Annotated in this window: 19 protein-coding genes; 5 read left to right on the top strand and 14 right to left on the bottom strand. The window is 36.8% G+C overall.

Translation table 11 applies throughout. From position 1 onward, the window contains the following. Nucleotides 1-5: 5 nt before the first annotated feature. On the bottom strand, nucleotides 6-1634 hold the full coding sequence (locus IGL80_RS03405) for a peptide ABC transporter substrate-binding protein (protein ID WP_002359457.1): 1629 nt from the start codon (nucleotides 1632-1634) through the stop codon (nucleotides 6-8). A gap of 78 nt (nucleotides 1635-1712) precedes the next feature. On the opposite strand from IGL80_RS03405, the gene IGL80_RS03400 reads away from it, so the two are divergent. Beyond that, the gene (locus tag IGL80_RS03400) at nucleotides 1713-2435 is read left to right on the top strand and encodes a MurR/RpiR family transcriptional regulator (protein WP_002359455.1); all 723 of its coding nucleotides are present in this window, start codon (nucleotides 1713-1715) and stop codon (nucleotides 2433-2435) included. Nucleotides 2436-2527: 92 nt separating this feature from the next. Here IGL80_RS03400 and IGL80_RS03395 read toward each other — a convergent pair whose 3' ends face one another. The 4 genes from IGL80_RS03395 to rpmG all read right to left on the bottom strand — a co-directional run bounded on the left by IGL80_RS03395 (nucleotide 2528) and on the right by rpmG (nucleotide 4539). Further along, on the bottom strand, nucleotides 2528-3415 hold the full coding sequence (locus IGL80_RS03395) for an alpha/beta hydrolase (RefSeq protein WP_173965723.1): 888 nt from the start codon (nucleotides 3413-3415) through the stop codon (nucleotides 2528-2530). A 110-nt stretch (nucleotides 3416-3525) separates the two neighbouring features. Next, on the bottom strand, nucleotides 3526-4071 hold the full coding sequence (gene nusG / locus IGL80_RS03390) for a transcription termination/antitermination protein NusG (protein WP_002384070.1): 546 nt from the start codon (nucleotides 4069-4071) through the stop codon (nucleotides 3526-3528). Nucleotides 4072-4195: 124 nt separating this feature from the next. After that, nucleotides 4196-4366 (bottom strand): preprotein translocase subunit SecE, encoded by a 171-nt coding sequence (secE, locus tag IGL80_RS03385; protein ID WP_002356409.1) that lies wholly within the window; start codon nucleotides 4364-4366, stop codon nucleotides 4196-4198. Nucleotides 4367-4386: 20 nt separating this feature from the next. Beyond that, entirely contained in the window at nucleotides 4387-4539 is a 153-nt protein-coding gene (gene rpmG / locus IGL80_RS03380; RefSeq protein WP_002356408.1) for a 50S ribosomal protein L33, read from the bottom strand. Nucleotides 4540-4824: 285 nt separating this feature from the next. Between rpmG and cbpA the strand changes: the two genes are divergently transcribed. Next, nucleotides 4825-5463 (top strand): cyclic di-AMP binding protein CbpA, encoded by a 639-nt coding sequence (gene cbpA, locus IGL80_RS03375; protein WP_002365057.1) that lies wholly within the window; start codon nucleotides 4825-4827, stop codon nucleotides 5461-5463. 74 nt (nucleotides 5464-5537) lie between these two features. Here the strand turns inward: cbpA and murB are convergent, their stop codons facing one another. Together murB and IGL80_RS03365 are read right to left on the bottom strand one after the other, a co-directional pair. Then, nucleotides 5538-6425, bottom strand: a complete 888-nt coding sequence (murB, locus tag IGL80_RS03370) for a UDP-N-acetylmuramate dehydrogenase (RefSeq protein WP_430598546.1) — start codon at nucleotides 6423-6425, stop codon at nucleotides 5538-5540. An 86-nt stretch (nucleotides 6426-6511) separates the two neighbouring features. Beyond that, nucleotides 6512-7426, bottom strand: a complete 915-nt coding sequence (locus IGL80_RS03365; protein ID WP_002359452.1) for a Gfo/Idh/MocA family protein — start codon at nucleotides 7424-7426, stop codon at nucleotides 6512-6514. Nucleotides 7427-7632: 206 nt separating this feature from the next. Here IGL80_RS03365 and IGL80_RS03360 point away from each other — a divergent pair, with 206 nt between their 5' ends. The 3 genes from IGL80_RS03360 (at nucleotide 7633) to IGL80_RS03350 (ending at nucleotide 9666) form a co-directional block, all read left to right on the top strand. After that, entirely contained in the window at nucleotides 7633-8388 is a 756-nt protein-coding gene (locus tag IGL80_RS03360) for an exodeoxyribonuclease III (protein ID WP_002367205.1), read from the top strand. Nucleotides 8389-8421: 33 nt separating this feature from the next. Then, nucleotides 8422-8955 carry a 3'-5' exonuclease gene (locus tag IGL80_RS03355; RefSeq protein WP_002356400.1) on the top strand — a complete coding sequence of 178 codons (534 nt, stop codon included), beginning with the start codon at nucleotides 8422-8424 and terminating at the stop codon, nucleotides 8953-8955. Between the two features lie 120 nt (nucleotides 8956-9075). Next, the gene (locus IGL80_RS03350) at nucleotides 9076-9666 is read left to right on the top strand and encodes a hypothetical protein (protein ID WP_010708031.1); all 591 of its coding nucleotides are present in this window, start codon (nucleotides 9076-9078) and stop codon (nucleotides 9664-9666) included. A 99-nt stretch (nucleotides 9667-9765) separates the two neighbouring features. Here the strand turns inward: IGL80_RS03350 and IGL80_RS03345 are convergent, their stop codons facing one another. The 7 genes from IGL80_RS03345 to IGL80_RS03315 all read right to left on the bottom strand — a co-directional run bounded on the left by IGL80_RS03345 (nucleotide 9766) and on the right by IGL80_RS03315 (nucleotide 16402). Continuing rightward, nucleotides 9766-11448 (bottom strand): FAD-dependent oxidoreductase, encoded by a 1683-nt coding sequence (locus tag IGL80_RS03345; RefSeq protein WP_002359449.1) that lies wholly within the window; start codon nucleotides 11446-11448, stop codon nucleotides 9766-9768. A gap of 96 nt (nucleotides 11449-11544) precedes the next feature. Next, nucleotides 11545-12108 carry an alkyl hydroperoxide reductase subunit C gene (ahpC, locus tag IGL80_RS03340; RefSeq protein WP_002356396.1) on the bottom strand — a complete coding sequence of 188 codons (564 nt, stop codon included), beginning with the start codon at nucleotides 12106-12108 and terminating at the stop codon, nucleotides 11545-11547. A gap of 240 nt (nucleotides 12109-12348) precedes the next feature. Then, on the bottom strand, nucleotides 12349-13038 hold the full coding sequence (locus tag IGL80_RS03335) for an O-methyltransferase (RefSeq protein WP_002381418.1): 690 nt from the start codon (nucleotides 13036-13038) through the stop codon (nucleotides 12349-12351). A gap of 751 nt (nucleotides 13039-13789) precedes the next feature. After that, nucleotides 13790-15007 (bottom strand): tyrosine-type recombinase/integrase, encoded by a 1218-nt coding sequence (locus IGL80_RS03330; protein ID WP_001291561.1) that lies wholly within the window; start codon nucleotides 15005-15007, stop codon nucleotides 13790-13792. An 81-nt stretch (nucleotides 15008-15088) separates the two neighbouring features. Further along, nucleotides 15089-15292: an excisionase gene (locus IGL80_RS03325; protein ID WP_000814511.1), complete on the bottom strand. Its 204-nt coding sequence runs from the start codon at nucleotides 15290-15292 to the stop codon at nucleotides 15089-15091. Nucleotides 15293-15752: 460 nt separating this feature from the next. Next, nucleotides 15753-15983, bottom strand: coding sequence for a helix-turn-helix domain-containing protein (locus tag IGL80_RS03320; RefSeq protein WP_000857133.1), 231 nt, complete (start codon nucleotides 15981-15983; stop codon nucleotides 15753-15755). Next, nucleotides 15980-16402, bottom strand: coding sequence for a sigma-70 family RNA polymerase sigma factor (locus IGL80_RS03315; protein ID WP_000804885.1), 423 nt, complete (start codon nucleotides 16400-16402; stop codon nucleotides 15980-15982). Before IGL80_RS03315 ends, IGL80_RS03320 begins: the two co-directional genes overlap by 4 nt. Nucleotides 16403-16590: the final 188 nt, after the last annotated feature.

The raw sequence follows: 16590 nt of genomic DNA, 5'->3' as shown, positions 1-16590 counted from the left end.
AACCTTTACTTGTCGCTGATAGAGACTGATTTGTAATAGCCTGAACCTAATGGACCATAGACTAAATTTTGGACAGAATCGTCCACTAAGCGTGCTTCTGTTAATTGATAAAGAGGAACTAGGGGTGCTTCTTCCGCAACCAATTGATCCGCTTTTTGTAATGTTTTCCAACGTTCTTCATATTTGTTTGCATAAGTTACGTTTGCTTCTTGAAGCAACTGATCAAAGGTCTTATTAGACCATTTACCAAAATTATTGGAATTTTTTGATTGCAGTAAGTTTAAGAAATCGATTGGATCAGCATATACTGGCGTCCAGCCACCAACCACAATGTCGAAATCTCCGCTGCGACTTTTTTCTAAACGATTATTAAAAGGAACTGGTGAAACATTGACTGTTAAATTTTCTAAATTATCTGCTAAAGCTCCTTGAACATACTCACTGATTTTTTTAGCATTTTCTGTATCCGAACTTAAAATGGTTAGCTCCGCTTTTTCAATTCCTAATTCTTTTTTAGCCATTTGCCATAACTCTTTCGCTTTTTCTGGTTCACTAGGATTTAAATCTCCTAATTCCTCTGCAAAATCTTTTTGCGTTTCTTGATTAGTGAAACCTGTTGGCACGAAGCCAAGTGCTTTTTTTGAGCCATCATTTAAAACATTTTTAGCTAAACGTTCAGAATTTAATGATAATGCTATTGCTCGACGTGCATTCTTATTTGCCAAAAGATCTTTTTGCGTATTTAATTGGATATAATACGTTCCAGGAATTTCACGAATTTTCAAAGCTGCATTGTCTTGTTCTTGTGCAACAATTTCTCCAGAAATTTTTACAACATCTAATTCTTTCCCTTCGAAAAGATTTTTCCCAGTATTGACTTCTTTAACTACTTGGACATCCACCTTATCCAATGAAACATTCGCTTGATCCCAATAATTTTTATTCTTCACATAGGACCAAGTATTATTCGTGCCATCCCAACCTTCTAATGTGAAGGCGCCATTGTAAAGTGTTGACTCAGCTGATGTACCATAGTTTTTGCCCGTTTTTTCGACAAATGCTTCATTTAAAGGATAAAAAGCTGGTACCGCCAATAATTGTTGAAAATAACTCATAGGATAGCTTAGCTCTACTTCCAAGGTATGGTCATCAATGGCTGTTACTCCTAACTCTTCTTTAGATTTGCCACCGTCAACAATAGCACGATAATTTTTTAGCCCTTCAAAGTAATACGCTTGCGGGGAAGCTGTTTTTGGGTCCACTGTGCGCTTCCAAGAGTATTCAAAATCATTGGCTGTGATTGGCTCGCCGTTACTCCATTTTGCATCTTTTCGAATCGTAAAAGTATAGCTTAAACCATCATTGGAGGGCTGTACTTTTTCAGTTGCCAATGCTGGTTTCGCTTCTCCTTTTTCGTCAAAGGAGAAAAGTCCCTCCCCTACTTGGCTCATTACATCTGCTGCTGTATTATCCATTGCAAACGACACGTCTGCCGTTGATAATTCCGAATCAATCCCGACCCGTAATACCTGTTGTTCTTGCTTTTTGGTTTCTTTCCCAACACTTCCACAGCCCGAGAGAAGTAAAACCATGATTGCTGCCAAAGACAGCCTTTGCTTTGTTGCCCTTTTCATAAAAACACCTCATTTTTTTTATTTTTTGATACCTTTTTCCCACAAAATTATTTATAATCTGATAAAGGAGGTTTGCTCATGAACTTAGATTACTTAAAAGAAACGTACCATTTAACGAAAACAGAAAGTCAGATTTTGTATTATTTGGATCAACAAAGTACGAACGCGGCCGATTTGAGTATTCGAGAAGTTGCCAAACACTGCTTTTCTTCGCCTAGTTCCATCATTCGTTTAGCCAAAAAATTAAATTTATCAGGTTATAATGAACTTATTTACAAATTAAAAGAAGCCCATTTTTCTCAGCCAATCCCTTTTGAAACAGCGCCTTCATTTGAAACAACCAACGAGTTTTGTCAACTGCTTGCCAAACACAAGAGTCATTTATTTGTTATTTTAGGTCATGACTTTTCACGACATTTGGCGGCTTACATTAGTGAAGTTTTCAATTTTCATGGCATCCCCAGCATCACAACAGCCCATACTCATTCGATAAATAGTCAAAATAATCAGAATTTTCTTTTTATCATCCTTTCACATTCTGGTGAAGAAAAATACTTAAAAGAAACAGCTCTGCTTGCGAAAGAGAAAAAACATCCTATCATTTCTTTTGTTGGCGCCAAAAATTCAACTCTTGGTCGACTGGCAGATCTCGTTTTTTCACCTGACTCTTACAGCCCGTTTTCAACAAGTGTCGCTCAGCCACAAATGTTTTTTGGCCAAACATTAATCACCTTTGAAGCCTTGATTTGTGCTTATTTAAATCATGAGGACTCCATTCCAATATCTCCTAAAAATAAATAATTTTATTTATTATAGCTGAAAAAAGCTATTTCGCTAGCCAAAGTATAGAAAAAGGCACATGTTCCATTTTTTATGGAACATGTGCCTTTTTGCTATTTTTTACTCGGCCATAGAAATTCAATTAGCAATTGATCTACTTCAGGATTTTCATGTAATTGGCTATGTTGTGCATTTTCTCCTTTAATAATCTGGCTAGTGACTTGAGTTCCTTGCTGTCTTAGCAAGGCGTTGACTGCTAAGGCACTAGATAACGGCACCGTTCCATCACTTAAATCTGTTGCACTTAATTGACCACCAATTAATAAAATGGGCAGTTTTTCTGGAACAACATTAATCATCTCTTGATAATCCAAATAGCGGCTACTTTTTTCTGTGGGGCCGTTTTCTAGTTCCGTTTCGATGGTTTGCTGTTGACTCGTATCAATAAAATCATTGAAAGGTGCTCCAATGCTGACGAATTTTTCAATTTTAGGTAACGATGTGTCTTGCCCATAGGTTCCTAAATAACGTAAACCACTAACACCACCCATAGAGTGCCCGACAATATTGGCTTTGTTCACTTGATAATTTTTTTGTAAATAGAGTAATGTGTTTTTTATCCATTCTGTTTGATTCCATTCATTGTTTTTATTATCTTCAAATAGAACTTGAACACTGGGATTCGTCGCTTTGCCACTTAAAGCTCCTCGCTCTTTAACCACGGTCCCATCAGGTTTAACGAGTAGCACTAATTCTTGAGTTGTGGCACCTTGTTTCTCCAAGCGATGCAGTAACGAGCCAAATGAATTTTTAGTTCCTGCGTAACCATGAAAAAAAAGCGTTGGTGTTGTTGTGCGGTTTAACTCAACAGTTGCTTCTTTTGTGGCGGCTTGGTTGTCATCCTTCGTAGTTGCCCCAATTTGGCAAGCACTTAATAATAGAACAAGACCCATTAGCAAAGAAAAATAACGATATTTTTGGGCATGTTTCATTTTTTTCATTCCTTTCTGCGATGAAATAAAAAAGGGCTTGGAAAAGAAGTCAGTTGACTGCTTTTCCAGACCCTACAATCTGTATCAATCAGCTGAACAATAGTTTGTCAGCTTGTTTATTAATCAATGTTATCGACTTGTTCAAAGTCTAATTCTGTACTTGTTTCACGACCAAACATATCGATGTTTACTTTTAATTTTTGTTTTTCTTCATCGATTTCTGTCACAACACCTTCAAGACCAGAAAAGGCACCTTCGATAATTTTCACTGTATCGCCTAGCGCTACTTCTAAGTCTGATTGACGGGTGCTCATGCCAATTGAACGTAAAATGTGGTTAATTTCTTCTTGTAATAAAGGAGCGGGTTTACTACCAGCACCATGTGAGCCTACAAAACCAGTTACGCCTGGCGTGTTACGAACAATATACCAAGAATCATCGGTCATAATCATTTCCACTAACACATAACCAGGGAAAGTTTTATGAACGATTTCTTTTTCTTTACCATTTTTGACTTCTTTTTCTGTTTCTTCTGGTACAACGACACGAAAAATATAATCGCCCATCCCCATGCTTTGTGCACGTGATTCAATGTTTGCTTTTACTTTATTTTCATAGCCTGAATAGGTGTGCAATACGTACCAATTTCTTTCAAAAGTTTCCATTACTGATTCGGCTCCTTTAAATGTTTTAGTTTATTTTTTTCGAGCAAATAAAAAAAGCTCAGTTTCCCGAAGCTTTTTCTCGAATACTATTATAGCACCCCTCGTCGGGAAATACTAGAATTAATTATTTTAAAATCCAGCCAAATGCCGTTTGGATAACAGTATCCATGATAAAGAACAATGCTGCAAATAAAATAGATGTTTCAATTACAACTAATGTATCTTTACGCAATTGTTTTTTTGTTGGCCAAGTTACTTGCTTCATCTCATCAGCAACGCTGCGGAAAAATTTCATGTTGATACCCTCCTCTAAATCTATTTCGTTTCTTTATGTAACGTGTATTGATTACAATATTTACAGAATTTATTGATTTCTAAGCGTTCGCCACGTTTACCTTCACTAACGGATTTAGAATAGTTGCGAGAGCCACAAACGGAACAAGCAAGAGCTGCTTTCTTTGTTGCCATGTTCTTCGACCTCCTCTATTCACAAATTTACTTCTTAACAGTACCATTATTCGAAAAAGTTGTCAAAGTTTAATTTACTTTTTAAAGAAGCACTGTGCCGATTCTTACGTAATTTTTTACCATTATCGCGAATACGTGCTTGATTTCTTTTACAAAATATCTGATTTTTCTTTATTTTCTATTTATTTTAACAAAATTGCTTTTATTCTGAGGTCTCAGCTATTGTTTTCTGCTAAGTTATGATATGATAAATTTATTAAAAATGAACCCTTAGGAGGCCTGTTTATGTTATTAAAATCTGTAGTTATTAAAAAAGATAATTTAACAACCGTCAATGAATCTTGTACTCTAGAAGAAGCTCTTTCTATTTTAGAAGACTCAGGTTACCGTTGTGTCCCAATTTTAGACGAATCTGGAAAAATTTTCCGAGGAAATATTTATAAAATGCATATTTACCGCCATAAAGCAAACGGTGGCGATATGAGTTTACCTGTTACCTATTTGTTAAAAAATGCCACAAAATTTATTTATGTCAACACTTCATTTTTCAAGGTATTTTTTACTATTAAAGAACTACCTTACATTGCTGTTTTAGATGAAAATAATTATTTTTACGGCATTTTAACACACAGCACCTTATTAAATATTTTAGCGCAATCTTGGAATGTAAAACAAGGGAGCTACGTTTTAACAATTGCTTCAGTTGGCCAACAAGGCGACTTAGCAGCCATTTCAAAAATCATTGCCAAATATAGCAGCATCGCCAGCTGTATTACATTGGATGTCGATAGTGAAGAATTTGTTCGTCGCACACTTATTACTTTACCAGCCGGCACAACTGCCGAAACGTGTACAGCCATTGTAGAACATTTAGAGCGGAAAAACTTTAAAGTTGTAGAATTGGAAAATTTAGAAGACGAGTAAAATTTACGACCTTTAGCTTAGGATTTAAAGCTAGGGAGGTAAGCCAATTTGACTTACCTCCCTAGCTTATTTTTTTAGACTTCTTCACCAATAATTCGAACTTCCGTTTGCAATTCAACATCAAATTTTTCTTTAATCACTTCTTGGATATGTGCAATTAATTCCACATAATCCGTGGCGGTTGCATGATCGATGTTAACAATAAATCCCGCATGCTTTTCGGAAATTTGAGCACCGCCCCATTTTAAGCCTTGTAAGCCAGCGTCTTGAATTAATTTCCCTGTAAAATGACCAACAGGGCGTTTAAAGACACTGCCACAAGAGGGATACTCTAGCGGTTGCTTCAGTTCACGAAGTTCCGTTAATTCATCCATTTGGGCTTTAATTTCTGCATGGTTTCCTTTTTCTAAAGCAAACGTTGCTTGCAAGACAATACAATGTAATTCTTGAATTTCACTATGACGATAACGGAAATTCAGGTCTTCTTTCGTCATTGTTTGGATAGTTCCATCTGCCAACAGCACTTCTGCAGACTGGAAAACATCTTTAATTTCCCCGCCGTATGCTCCAGCATTCATATAAACAGCACCACCGACACTTCCCGGAATGCCACAAGCAAATTCAAAACCAGTTAAATCAGCTGCTAAGGCTTCGTAGGTTGTATCAATCAGCTTGGCACCAGCATCCACAATCATGGTGGTACCGGCTACTTTGATTTCTTTCATTTCTGTTAGCATAATCACGACATCGCGAATACCGCCATCACGAACAATCAAGTTGCTAGCATTGCCTAATACTAACCATGAAAGTCCTTGTTCTCGGCAATACGCCACAATCTCTTCAACTTCTTTTTTTGTTTTGGGTAAGGCCAACACATCAGCTGAGCCGCCTGTTTTGGTAAAGGTTACGTTTTTTAATGGTTCATCTACTAATAAAGTAATTTCGTTTAATGTTTCTAACATAGCTTTAGTGTTCACGAAAGTTAGTCCTTTCTTTTCAAAATATCTGTCTTATTCTAGCATGATAGAAAGAAAGTTGCTAGTCCTCTTTAAAGAACATGCCGTTGTTGTTGGCGTAGCATTTCTTCACATAACGCATGACTTTCATAGACTTTTTCTTGCTTTAACTCTTGCTCTTGCGGTTTTTGAATGGCCTGAATGAAAGCAGTAACCATTTGGTAAAAACCTCTTTTTTCCAATGTTGGCGTCCAATCCCCCATCTCTTTTACTTGGTATTCTTCTTCTGTTTGGATGGTCAAATGCGTTAAATTTTCCAAGCGATAAGTACCTGTGGGGCTGGTGACTTCAAAAGTTTCTGTATTGGCCCCAGAGTGTAAATCCATAGAACAAACAATTGTTGTCTGTTCGGTTTCTAATTGTAAAATTGCTCGTTTTAAATGACCGTTTTCTTCCACTAATTTTGACTGCACCACGTGGAGCGGTCCTTCCGCTAAATAAACGGCGGTATCAACGACATGTAAAAATAAATCATACATCATAAAACTTGTTTCTCTCGTTGTATTGATGCGGTTCTTTTTAATAAAAATTGTTTGTTTTTCAGGAATATTTTTCAATACTTCCGTATAAGGGGCAAAACGACGATTGAAGCCAACCATCAGGCGCAGATTTTTGGCTGCTGCCAATGCTTGTAATTCTTTGACTTCAGCAAGCTCTTCACTTAAAGGTTTGTCCACAAAGACGTGAATACCAGCCTGTAATAATTGGCGAACGACTGCACCATGCACTTTTGTGGCTACATGGACAAAACAAGCATCAATCTTTGCTTCAATCAATTCTTCTATGGTCCCAACGGTTTCTGTAAAGCCATACTGATCAGCGATTTTTTGTCGTGTTTCTGGGTTTCTAGTTGCTAATACAAACTCTGCCAAGTGGCGGCATTCACTATAAGTTGGCAAATACGCTTTTTGTGCAATATTTCCTAAACCAATGACTCCAATTTTCATTCGTTTGTCCTCATTTCTGCTCTTTTTACTATTTTATCATAGACTACTTCTTTCCAAAAATCAGTCATTTTCTCTTTTTCTTTTCAAGTATTTAAAACTTCTTTAAAAAGTATTAGAATAGAAGAAAGCACCAAGCGACCTTTTCTTTGGTTCTGGTTTGCACTGAAACGAGCAAAAGCGTTTCTTATTTGAAAGGAGTTTCAACAATGAAATGTATTTCTTGGAATGTCAACGGCTTACGAGCGGTTGTTAAAAAGAATTTTATGGATGTTTTTAATGAATTGGATGCAGATTTTTTCTGTTTACAAGAAACAAAATTACAAGCTGGACAAATTGATTTAGAACTTCCTGGCTATCATCAGTATTGGAATTACGCCGAAAAAAAAGGCTATTCTGGCACAGCAATTTTCGCTAAAGAAGAAGCGTTAAGTGTTCGCTATGGCTTAGGTATCGAGGCTCACGATCAAGAAGGCCGCGTGATCACTTTAGAATATCCAGAATTTTTCATGGTCACTTGCTACACACCAAACTCACAAGCTGAACTAAAGCGTTTAGCTTATCGAATGACATGGGAAGATGCTTTTCGTGCCTATTTAAACGAATTAAATCAAGAAAAACCCGTCATTCTTTGCGGTGATTTAAACGTAGCTCATCAAAAGATTGATTTAAAAAATTGGAAAACCAATCAAAAAAATGCGGGGTTCACGCCTGAAGAACGGCAAAAATTTACTGAGTTATTAGACAGTGGTTTCACTGATACATTCCGTTATTTTTATCCAGAAGCTGAGGGCATCTACTCATGGTGGAGTTATCGCTTTAATGCACGAAAAAATAACGCAGGTTGGCGGATTGACTATTTCGTTGTGTCAGAATCCTTGAATGAACGTTTAGTCAGTGCTAAAATCCATACAGATATTCTTGGTAGTGATCATTGTCCAGTGGAAGTTGTACTTGATTTTTAAGTGTTACTCAACGCGTTGAAAGGAGTTTTTTTAATGAACTTTTACGCTTTTGACTTTGAAACAGCTAGTTATGATAAACATAGTGCCTGTTCCATTGCAATTGTTAAAGTAGAAAATAGTCGGATTGTGGATGAATTTTACACGTTAATCAAACCAGAAACACCTTTTTTCTGGCGGAATACGCAAATTCACGGCATTCATGAATCAGATGTTGTCAATGCGCCCAAATTCCCTGAAGTATGGCAACAAATTCAGCATTGTTTTCAACCAAATCGGTTAGTGGTCGCTCACAATGCAAGTTTCGATTGTAGTGTTTTGGCTGGCTGTTTAGATTACTATGGCTTAGAACAACCTAATTACCTTTCTTTATGTACAGTCAAAACGAGTCGCAAACTGTTTCCTGAATTTCCTAATCATAAATTAAATACCGTTTGTGAAAACCTCAATATCACTTTAAATAATCATCATGATGCTTTAGAAGATAGCCGAGCTTGTGCCGAAATTCTTTTACAGCAAGAACAACGATTTGGGGTTGAACCTTTAAAAAAATTAGTATTGGTGAAATAATCCAGTTCTTGTTTCCAGCGAAGGCGTTATCTCTTTCAGTGGCTAGTTGGCAGGAGATAACGTCTTTTCTTTTACATAACTTTTCCTCTAGACCAAAAATTTTTCAGAAAGGACGCGATGATGTATTCGATTCTTTACTTATTCACAGACTCTCTCAAAAATGCGTGGCGCTCAAAAAACCAATTTAGTACGTTGATTCTTATCTTTATTATTAGTTTTCTGACTTTTTCTGCTCTATTATTGACTTTGTTGTTTTCTCGATGGCTTTCACAAATGATTCTTCTTGATAATTATGCAGTGATTCCTCCCTTGACAATTTTCAGAGGTTTGGCTGGAATCAGCGCTGGAACACTCTTTTTCTTCCTGATTAGTTATATTTGCCGAACTTTCTTCCTAACTTTTTTAGAGCAAAAAAACGACTTACTGATCTTAGCTCTTTTAGGTACGACAAAATTACAAATTTTAATTAGCTATGCCTTACAACCCATCTATTATTTGATTTTTATTTTGCCTTTAGCTGCTTTTCTAGCCAATAAGCTCATTCAACAGTTTATCCATGATTTTTTCAGCGAGGTACCTGGTTTAATGCATATCGATAGCTACATGCAAGGTATCTTTTTACCACTAACAGGAAGCCTATTGTTCATTTGCTGTTGTGTCTTTTTAATTCTTTTTAGGAAACTCAATCGCCTAATCAAAAGAGATACTTGACTAACTATGCGAAAAAAGTGAGAAATACGTCATCTCGACGTATTTCTCACTTTTTTGAATGACTTAGGTTCTTTAGGCTAATTACTTTTTCCGCCTCTTTTAAGCCAAGGCTTCAATAATTTCGGTCATTGTTTTTGAACCAAAAATCATTTGTTCTCCATCAATCAGCATTGCTGGAACGCTCATAATTTTCTTTTCTTTTTTCAACTCTGGAAATAGACTAATGTCCACCATTTCTGCTTCCACATGAGGATTAATTGATGCAATATGTTGGCAAGCGGCCACGACATCGGGACAGAAATGACATGTTAGTGAAACAAAGATTTCTATTTTTCTTTTTGGCAATGCAAGTATGTTCTTTTGCAGACTTGCTTCTAACGGCTGCCCCTCGCTGCCGACATTATAAACCGCCAAAACCAACGAGTTTACTTCATGGCCACTAGGAATACCACTAAATTTAATTCCTGTATAGTTTCCTGCCGTATCTAAGAGCACAACGCTAGGCATTTTTTCAATCCCATACAGCAATTCTTTGGCTGGCTCAGTATCTTTCAAAATCGTTTCTAAAGTAATCTTCTGATCCAGACTTGCAAATTCTGTTAAGAATGACTGAAGTTCCAATGATTTTTCATCACTTGCATCCAAAAACTGAAGCAATGTCACTTTTTTGGTTAGTTTAGCGAAAATACCGCTTAATTGTTGGCGCATACTTTCTGGGAACCACTGATGCTTACCAGTAACTTTCGCTGGCTGTTTTTCTTTTGGTTGCTGACTGCTTGTTTCAGGGGCAGATTGATTAGCTAATCGTTCAGTCATTCGCTTCGTTACAATCGATTGGCCCGCCTGTGTTTTTTGTTCTGTCACGTAACGTTGCGCATGAGTGGCGGCAATTGCACCGTCTGCAACCGCCGTCACAATTTGACGTAATTCTTTTATTCGTAAATCTCCTGCTGCATAAACTCCGGGAATATTGGTTTCCATATTTTCAGTTGTTGGCACATACCCACGGTCTAAGGCAATTTTTCCTTCAAAAATTTCTGTACTTGGTTTATTTCCAGCAAAAACAAACAGACCAAATGTACTGTCTTTTGGCGCTTCATAAACCGTTTCTTCTCCCGTCTGGTTATTGACAAACACAGCTTTTCGGACAAAATCATCTCCCGTAATTTCTTTCACTTCTGTGTTATAAACAATCTTAATTTTCGGGTGATTTTTAGCCGCCTCCGCAGTTAATTTTGCACATGTAAAATCAGGTTCTCGGATAATCATCGTTACTGATTTACCGTAACGTGTCAAATAAACGGCCTCTTCCGCTGCTGCATAACCGCCACCAATCACAAAAATATCTAGGCCTTGGAAAAACTCCCCATCACAAGTAGAACAATAGGCCACGCCGCGTCCTGTAAATTCACTTTCACCAGGGAAACCAATTTTACGAGCAGAGGCCCCTGTCGCAATCAATACTGCATATGCTTGGTAGGTTTGACTCGCCGATTGAACAGTTTTTATCGTTTGACTAAAATCAACATCAATAATCTCGTCTTTTGTAAAAGCTACACCGAAGTCTTGTGCTTGAATGCGCATTTCTTCCATTAGTTCTGGACCTGTTGTGTGACGAATCGCTGGATAGTTCACAATTTCAGAAGTCGTCGTTACTTGTCCACCAATTTTGTCTTTTTCAATAATTAAGGTATCCATCATTGCGCGACCTGCATAGATACCTGCAGATAAAGCAGCTGAGCCGCCACCAATAATAATCAAATCGTAGATTTCTTCTGTCACTTGCTTCTCCTCTTTCTTCTGTGTTTCAGAAAAAGAGCTGAACAAAACATTTTCTCTGTTTTATCCAACTCTTTGACCTCTATTTACAAAGCGAATTTAAATTTTACCAACTAAATCTAAGCTTGGCGCAATTGTTTCTTCTCCTGGTTGCCAATTGGCTGGACAAACTTTATCACCATGTTCTGCTACAAATTGAGAAGCTTCTAATTTACGAACAAGTTCTTCAGCATTACGACCAATACCCATGTCGTTGATTTCATAAGATTTGATCTCACCTTCTGGACTCACAATAAATGAAGCACGGTAAGCCATTCCAGAAGCTTCATCTAAAACGCCAAAGAAACGAGCAAGTTGACCGTTGGGATCGGCTAACATTGGATATTTAATTTTTCCAATCGTTTCTGTAGCGTCAGCCCATGCTTTATGCACATAATGACTATCTTCTGAAACAGAGTAAACCTCACAATTTAATTCCTGTAAATGCGCATAATGCTCTTGCATATCCCCTAATTCCGTAGGACACACGAAAGAAAAATCAGCTGGATAAAAGAAGAAAATACTCCATTTTCCTAAAATATCTTCTGTTGATACTCGTGTAAATTCACCATCGTGATAGGCATCACATTCAAAGTCAAAAAGTTTTTGATTAATTAAATTCATTGTCGTTCCTCCTCTGTTTTTTTACTCTTTAAGGATAACAGTTTATAATTATTCCGTCAATAGAATAATTATAAACAAATGAGGTTCTATTAGCGTATAATATTGTCCTATTGAGAATTTTATGATTATCATTCTCAATTAGAAATAGCGAGATAACTTTTTAAATAACATAAAAAAGAAAGCGAATCATTAAAAGAACTTGCTTTTTAATGATTCGCTTTCTTTTTGTGAAGACATTCTTTAACTATCTAAAATAATCGTTTCTTTCTCTTTGGTAATTAAAATAACTCCATCACCAAGAGGAACTAAAGTAGAAGTTAAATCAGGGTGAGCCATGACTACATCTAAAAATTGGTTTAATTTACGATGAATCGCTCGATTTTTTTTCGGTACTTCCTCAGCAGGGTCTAAAATTGTCCCAGCTTGAAATACATCATCCACCATCAAAACGCCGCCAACTGGTAGCAACCGTAAACATTCAGGTAAAAATTCAATGTATTTTGATTTGGCACTATCCATAAAAATAAAGTCATAAGGTCCTTCCAACGTTGGTAGAATCTCAGCTGCTTGTCCTTCTAAAAGAGTGACCTTTTCTTCTAAGTCTAGGCGTTGGTAGGTTTTCTTCGCTTTTTTTATCATTACGTCAAAACGATCAATCGTGGTCACGTGACCATCTTCACCGACAAATTGGGCCATCAAGCTTGAAGAAAAACCAATTGCTGCCCCGATTTCTAAAATATTTTTGGGCTTTAGTTGTCCTAGCAAAAATTGTAGAAAAACTACTGTTTCGTGCGGAATAATCGGCACCCCTGCTTCATTGGCTTCCGCCTCCACTGCACCTAATTCTCCGGGAAGTTTCTTTTGTTTTGTACGCATATACTCAACCAATTCTGGTTTAACGACTGGTCGATGCATCATTTCGTTTCTCATCACTTTCGCTCCTTTTCGTCCCTTTATTATACGAAGTCCTTGTTCCTCTGTAAAGGATTGAAATAGGATTCTTAGTATTTGTTTGAAAATAACATGCACATTCTTAACTTCCTAGCTAAGTGCGGATTACTTCTTGTAAGCACATTTTTTCTTTGTTTCTGCTATTTTTTATTAAGTTTTATTCAGAAAACGTCAAAAAGTAGCCCTCAAGAACATACCTATTGATTTTTTCTCGTTATTTCTTATAAAAATATTTCTACATATGTTAATATTTTCCCTTAAATCACTATTAATTCTTGCTATTTCAAGCCCCAAAACAAGCCTATAACCTTGCTAAAATAAGAAACGTCAATTTTTACTACTTTGTCTGTAAAAATTTGATATCACAAAAGAAAGGAAATCTTGTATACTCTTTACAGATAGTGATTTATAGTGAAGCACATAACCAAATTCCCGGACTTGACTTGGTTCAAGTACATATGCAGGCGAGCTATTTGATAGTTCCCTGATAAAAATCGTTTCGACGATTTTGCACATAGCACTACCTTTCTAAAAGCTAAAAATTATTTTTAGCTAGAAACAAAGTATAAATTTCTAATTATCTTTTTATATTTTCTTAAATGCTCGTAAAGCCTTATTCTATGTGCTTTCGAGTATTTTTACTGTAGGAAGATACTTCACGTTTCTTTGCATATTTCCTCATGTCTTAGCTGTCAGAAGTGGTAAATAAGTAGTAAATTCATTTGTACTACTAAGCAACAAGACGCTCCTGTTGCTTCTCTTTATTCAAGCGTTTCATTTCTGCCATTGCAGAATCGAATGTTGCATGTGCGTAATAGTTCAGCGTCATGGCTATATTAGCATGTCCCATAATGTACTGTAATGCCTTTGGATTCATTCCTGCATTTGCATAGTTGGTACAGAATGTATGTCGCAAACTATGTGGAGTGATGTGTGGCAATTTATCCTCGTTATACTTATTGTATTTCTTAACAAGACCTTTCATCATGCCGTTGTAATCACTTGCCACTTTTGGATAGTTCTTTCTATTAAGAAAGAGGAAATCACTATATCCATCAATCTCAACACGCTTATCATTCTTTCGATTCGCTAACACTCGCTTAAATGCTTGATAGGCTTCTTCAACCATAGGAACTTGACGTTCGCCACTTTTGGTCTTTGGTGTTTCAATGTAGTACCCAATTTCAGTATCTCTCAATAGCTGATGGTCTATATTGACAAGACGATTCTCAAAATCTAAATCTGGAAGTGTCAAACCACCAAACTCTGAAATACGAAGACCTGTTTTTAAGAGTATCAGAATTTCATCATAATTTTTGCTGTAGGTTTTATCAGCTTTTGCAAAGGCTAACAGTTTTTCTTCCTGTTCTTCTGTTAGTACGGTCTTAGGGACAGTATCATCATCAAGAACTGCTTTCAGTTGAAAGTCAAATGGATTCTTCCGAACACAATCATCTTGTATAGCAATATAGAATGAAGCCTTTAAAGAACGTTTGTAGTTATTGATGGTTTGATAAGCATAACCATTTTCACTCATTCTAATAGCCCATTCTTTAGCGTCTGATGGCTTAATACTGTCAATACTTCTTACACCTAACTTGTCTTTCTTCAAAATATCCATAAGATATTTGCGTCCAGTTTCAGTGTTTTTTCTAACCTTTGGTCTTTGAGCGTTCTGTTTTGCGTAAAGCTGGCAGAGTGTCATTTTCTTTCCTACAACATCAATACCATCATGAATGTCTTTCTGTAACTCTGCGATTTTCTCTCTAAGTGAGATACAATCACGCTTTCCTGCTGGTACTCGGTCTGTAGCCACAAGTTTCCACGAGTAAACAAATTGCGGTTCTCCAAATGAATCTATATATTTGTATAAGTATCTTCCGTCTTTTCGTTGGCTCTCTCCAGTCTTTAAGATTCGACCTTTATTGTCACGTCTTTTTTCTGACATGGCATTTGCTCCTTTCCTTTATGGAAAGAGCCTTGATACGACTTAATACTATTTTATCATATACAAGACCCTTTGGCGACGCTAGATTGCGTCCAATGTATCTATAATTTTTTCAAATTGTTTTCGTTTAATCTGAATACGATTGCCATTCATAATCAGCCAATTTGCATTTTTATTTTCCTCTGCCAAGCGTCGTAGCTTGTTTTCGCCAATACGAAAATATTTTGACGCTTCTTCAATGGTTAGGGTATAACGTTCCCAAATAGGAATGTCAGTCTGCTTCATAAAATCCTCCTTTCCAAATCACTTATTTGGATTTCATAAAAGTTGTTTTACCAGCAATCGAACAGCTTTAGCAAAGCTCACGGGAGTTCCACCCCTGCATGGTTCTCATGTAGCCATACTCATTGCCTGCGACGGTTTTATCACGCTCGGACTATTGACTGTATGGGAGTATCATTATCACGATAAGAATGTCGTTGCAGGCAATCCTGCTAAAGATTGCTTCTCGGATCACTAACATGAATCGCTCGCTATCTTTATAAGATAGGTCATGGCGGTTAGTTCCGTTGGCTCTTTTCTTATCGAAACGTATTCGATTACTTTTATTCAGTTTTCAAAGAACAATGGCTCGTTAGCCTATCAAAACACATTGAAAGCTCAATATGCTTTGGTGGAATAACAAACCTCCCTGTTCGGGAAGCGTGGAATGGTTTAGCACGCTTCCACGAAAGGAGAGAGGATATTACTTAATTTCAAATGACAAAATCTTTGTAATCAGTCTGGTTTCCATTCTTCCACGTAAGACTTCATCAACGACCATACTTTGATTGCCATATTCATCTTTCATAAGTCGTAGGGAACGCTTCGTTATGTACCCTCTGTAATGATGTAGAATCTGGTTAATCGCTTCGGTATCGCCATCTGTTGCCTTTACAATGAGAGGAAAGGGAATCATAGGATATTGTGTTTTCATTCTTCAAATTCCTCCATAAACTTTTTAATTAAGGCTAGTCCACTGGTTCTATGCCGATAGACAGTAGAACGGTTCAATTTCAACAGGTCTGCAATTTCTGAATCGCTCATGTCCATAAAGTAAAACAGCAGTAGAATTTCACGTTTCTTGTCTGGCAACTCACGTAATGCTTCACTCAACAAATCATTTTCAACGCCTACTGATAACCCATTGAGTGTAAAAATCTGAAAGTCAGTTGAATAGTTATCTGTTGTCGCAAACTGGCTAACAAGATAATCGCCAACATCCGAAAAGGACACCTCACGCTTTGCAATCCTTGAAAGATAAAGCATATAATTCTTTCGCTCGTCTTCCATAGCACGTTTACAGATATAGTCAAACTGATTTTCTATTGTGGTCTGAAAAGAAGATGGTTTCATGTTTCTCACCCCCTTTCTGTCTAGGAAAGGAAGTGAGCCTTGCTCGTTTATCTCCTTTCACTCTTAGTCCCAATGTGAAAGGGGGATTTGTTGCATTACTGATAAATAAACTTTGTAAAAAAGTTCTGAATAGCCAAAAAAGCATATAAACAGATTTATTTCTCTGTTTACATGCTTCTGTTATTCTA

This window comes from Enterococcus sp. DIV2467a (assembly GCF_050532945.1).
Lineage (GTDB): Bacteria > Bacillota > Bacilli > Lactobacillales > Enterococcaceae > Enterococcus > Enterococcus faecalis.
Note: the sequence above shows the minus strand (reverse complement) of the source record. Positions and strands in the feature narration are given on the sequence as shown.

Excerpts from the sequence above, each read along its gene's own strand:
- IGL80_RS03405 (WP_002359457.1), bottom strand. The coding sequence starts at position 1,634 with ATGAAAAGGGCAACAAAGCAAAGGCTGTCTTTGGCAGCAATCATGGTT.
- IGL80_RS03400 (WP_002359455.1), top strand. The coding sequence starts at position 1,713 with ATGAACTTAGATTACTTAAAAGAAACGTACCATTTAACGAAAACAGAA.
- IGL80_RS03395 (WP_173965723.1), bottom strand. The coding sequence starts at position 3,415 with ATGAAAAAAATGAAACATGCCCAAAAATATCGTTATTTTTCTTTGCTA.
- nusG (WP_002384070.1), bottom strand. The coding sequence starts at position 4,071 with ATGGAAACTTTTGAAAGAAATTGGTACGTATTGCACACCTATTCAGGC.
- secE (WP_002356409.1), bottom strand. The coding sequence starts at position 4,366 with ATGAAATTTTTCCGCAGCGTTGCTGATGAGATGAAGCAAGTAACTTGG.
- rpmG (WP_002356408.1), bottom strand. The coding sequence starts at position 4,539 with ATGGCAACAAAGAAAGCAGCTCTTGCTTGTTCCGTTTGTGGCTCTCGC.
- cbpA (WP_002365057.1), top strand. The coding sequence starts at position 4,825 with ATGTTATTAAAATCTGTAGTTATTAAAAAAGATAATTTAACAACCGTC.
- murB (WP_430598546.1), bottom strand. The coding sequence starts at position 6,425 with ATGTTAGAAACATTAAACGAAATTACTTTATTAGTAGATGAACCATTA.
- IGL80_RS03365 (WP_002359452.1), bottom strand. The coding sequence starts at position 7,426 with ATGAAAATTGGAGTCATTGGTTTAGGAAATATTGCACAAAAAGCGTAT.
- IGL80_RS03360 (WP_002367205.1), top strand. The coding sequence starts at position 7,633 with ATGAAATGTATTTCTTGGAATGTCAACGGCTTACGAGCGGTTGTTAAA.
- IGL80_RS03355 (WP_002356400.1), top strand. The coding sequence starts at position 8,422 with ATGAACTTTTACGCTTTTGACTTTGAAACAGCTAGTTATGATAAACAT.
- IGL80_RS03350 (WP_010708031.1), top strand. The coding sequence starts at position 9,076 with ATGTATTCGATTCTTTACTTATTCACAGACTCTCTCAAAAATGCGTGG.
- ahpC (WP_002356396.1), bottom strand. The coding sequence starts at position 12,108 with ATGAATTTAATTAATCAAAAACTTTTTGACTTTGAATGTGATGCCTAT.
- IGL80_RS03335 (WP_002381418.1), bottom strand. The coding sequence starts at position 13,038 with ATGAGAAACGAAATGATGCATCGACCAGTCGTTAAACCAGAATTGGTT.
- IGL80_RS03330 (WP_001291561.1), bottom strand. The coding sequence starts at position 15,007 with ATGTCAGAAAAAAGACGTGACAATAAAGGTCGAATCTTAAAGACTGGA.
- IGL80_RS03325 (WP_000814511.1), bottom strand. The coding sequence starts at position 15,292 with ATGAAGCAGACTGACATTCCTATTTGGGAACGTTATACCCTAACCATT.
- IGL80_RS03320 (WP_000857133.1), bottom strand. The coding sequence starts at position 15,983 with ATGAAAACACAATATCCTATGATTCCCTTTCCTCTCATTGTAAAGGCA.
- IGL80_RS03315 (WP_000804885.1), bottom strand. The coding sequence starts at position 16,402 with ATGAAACCATCTTCTTTTCAGACCACAATAGAAAATCAGTTTGACTAT.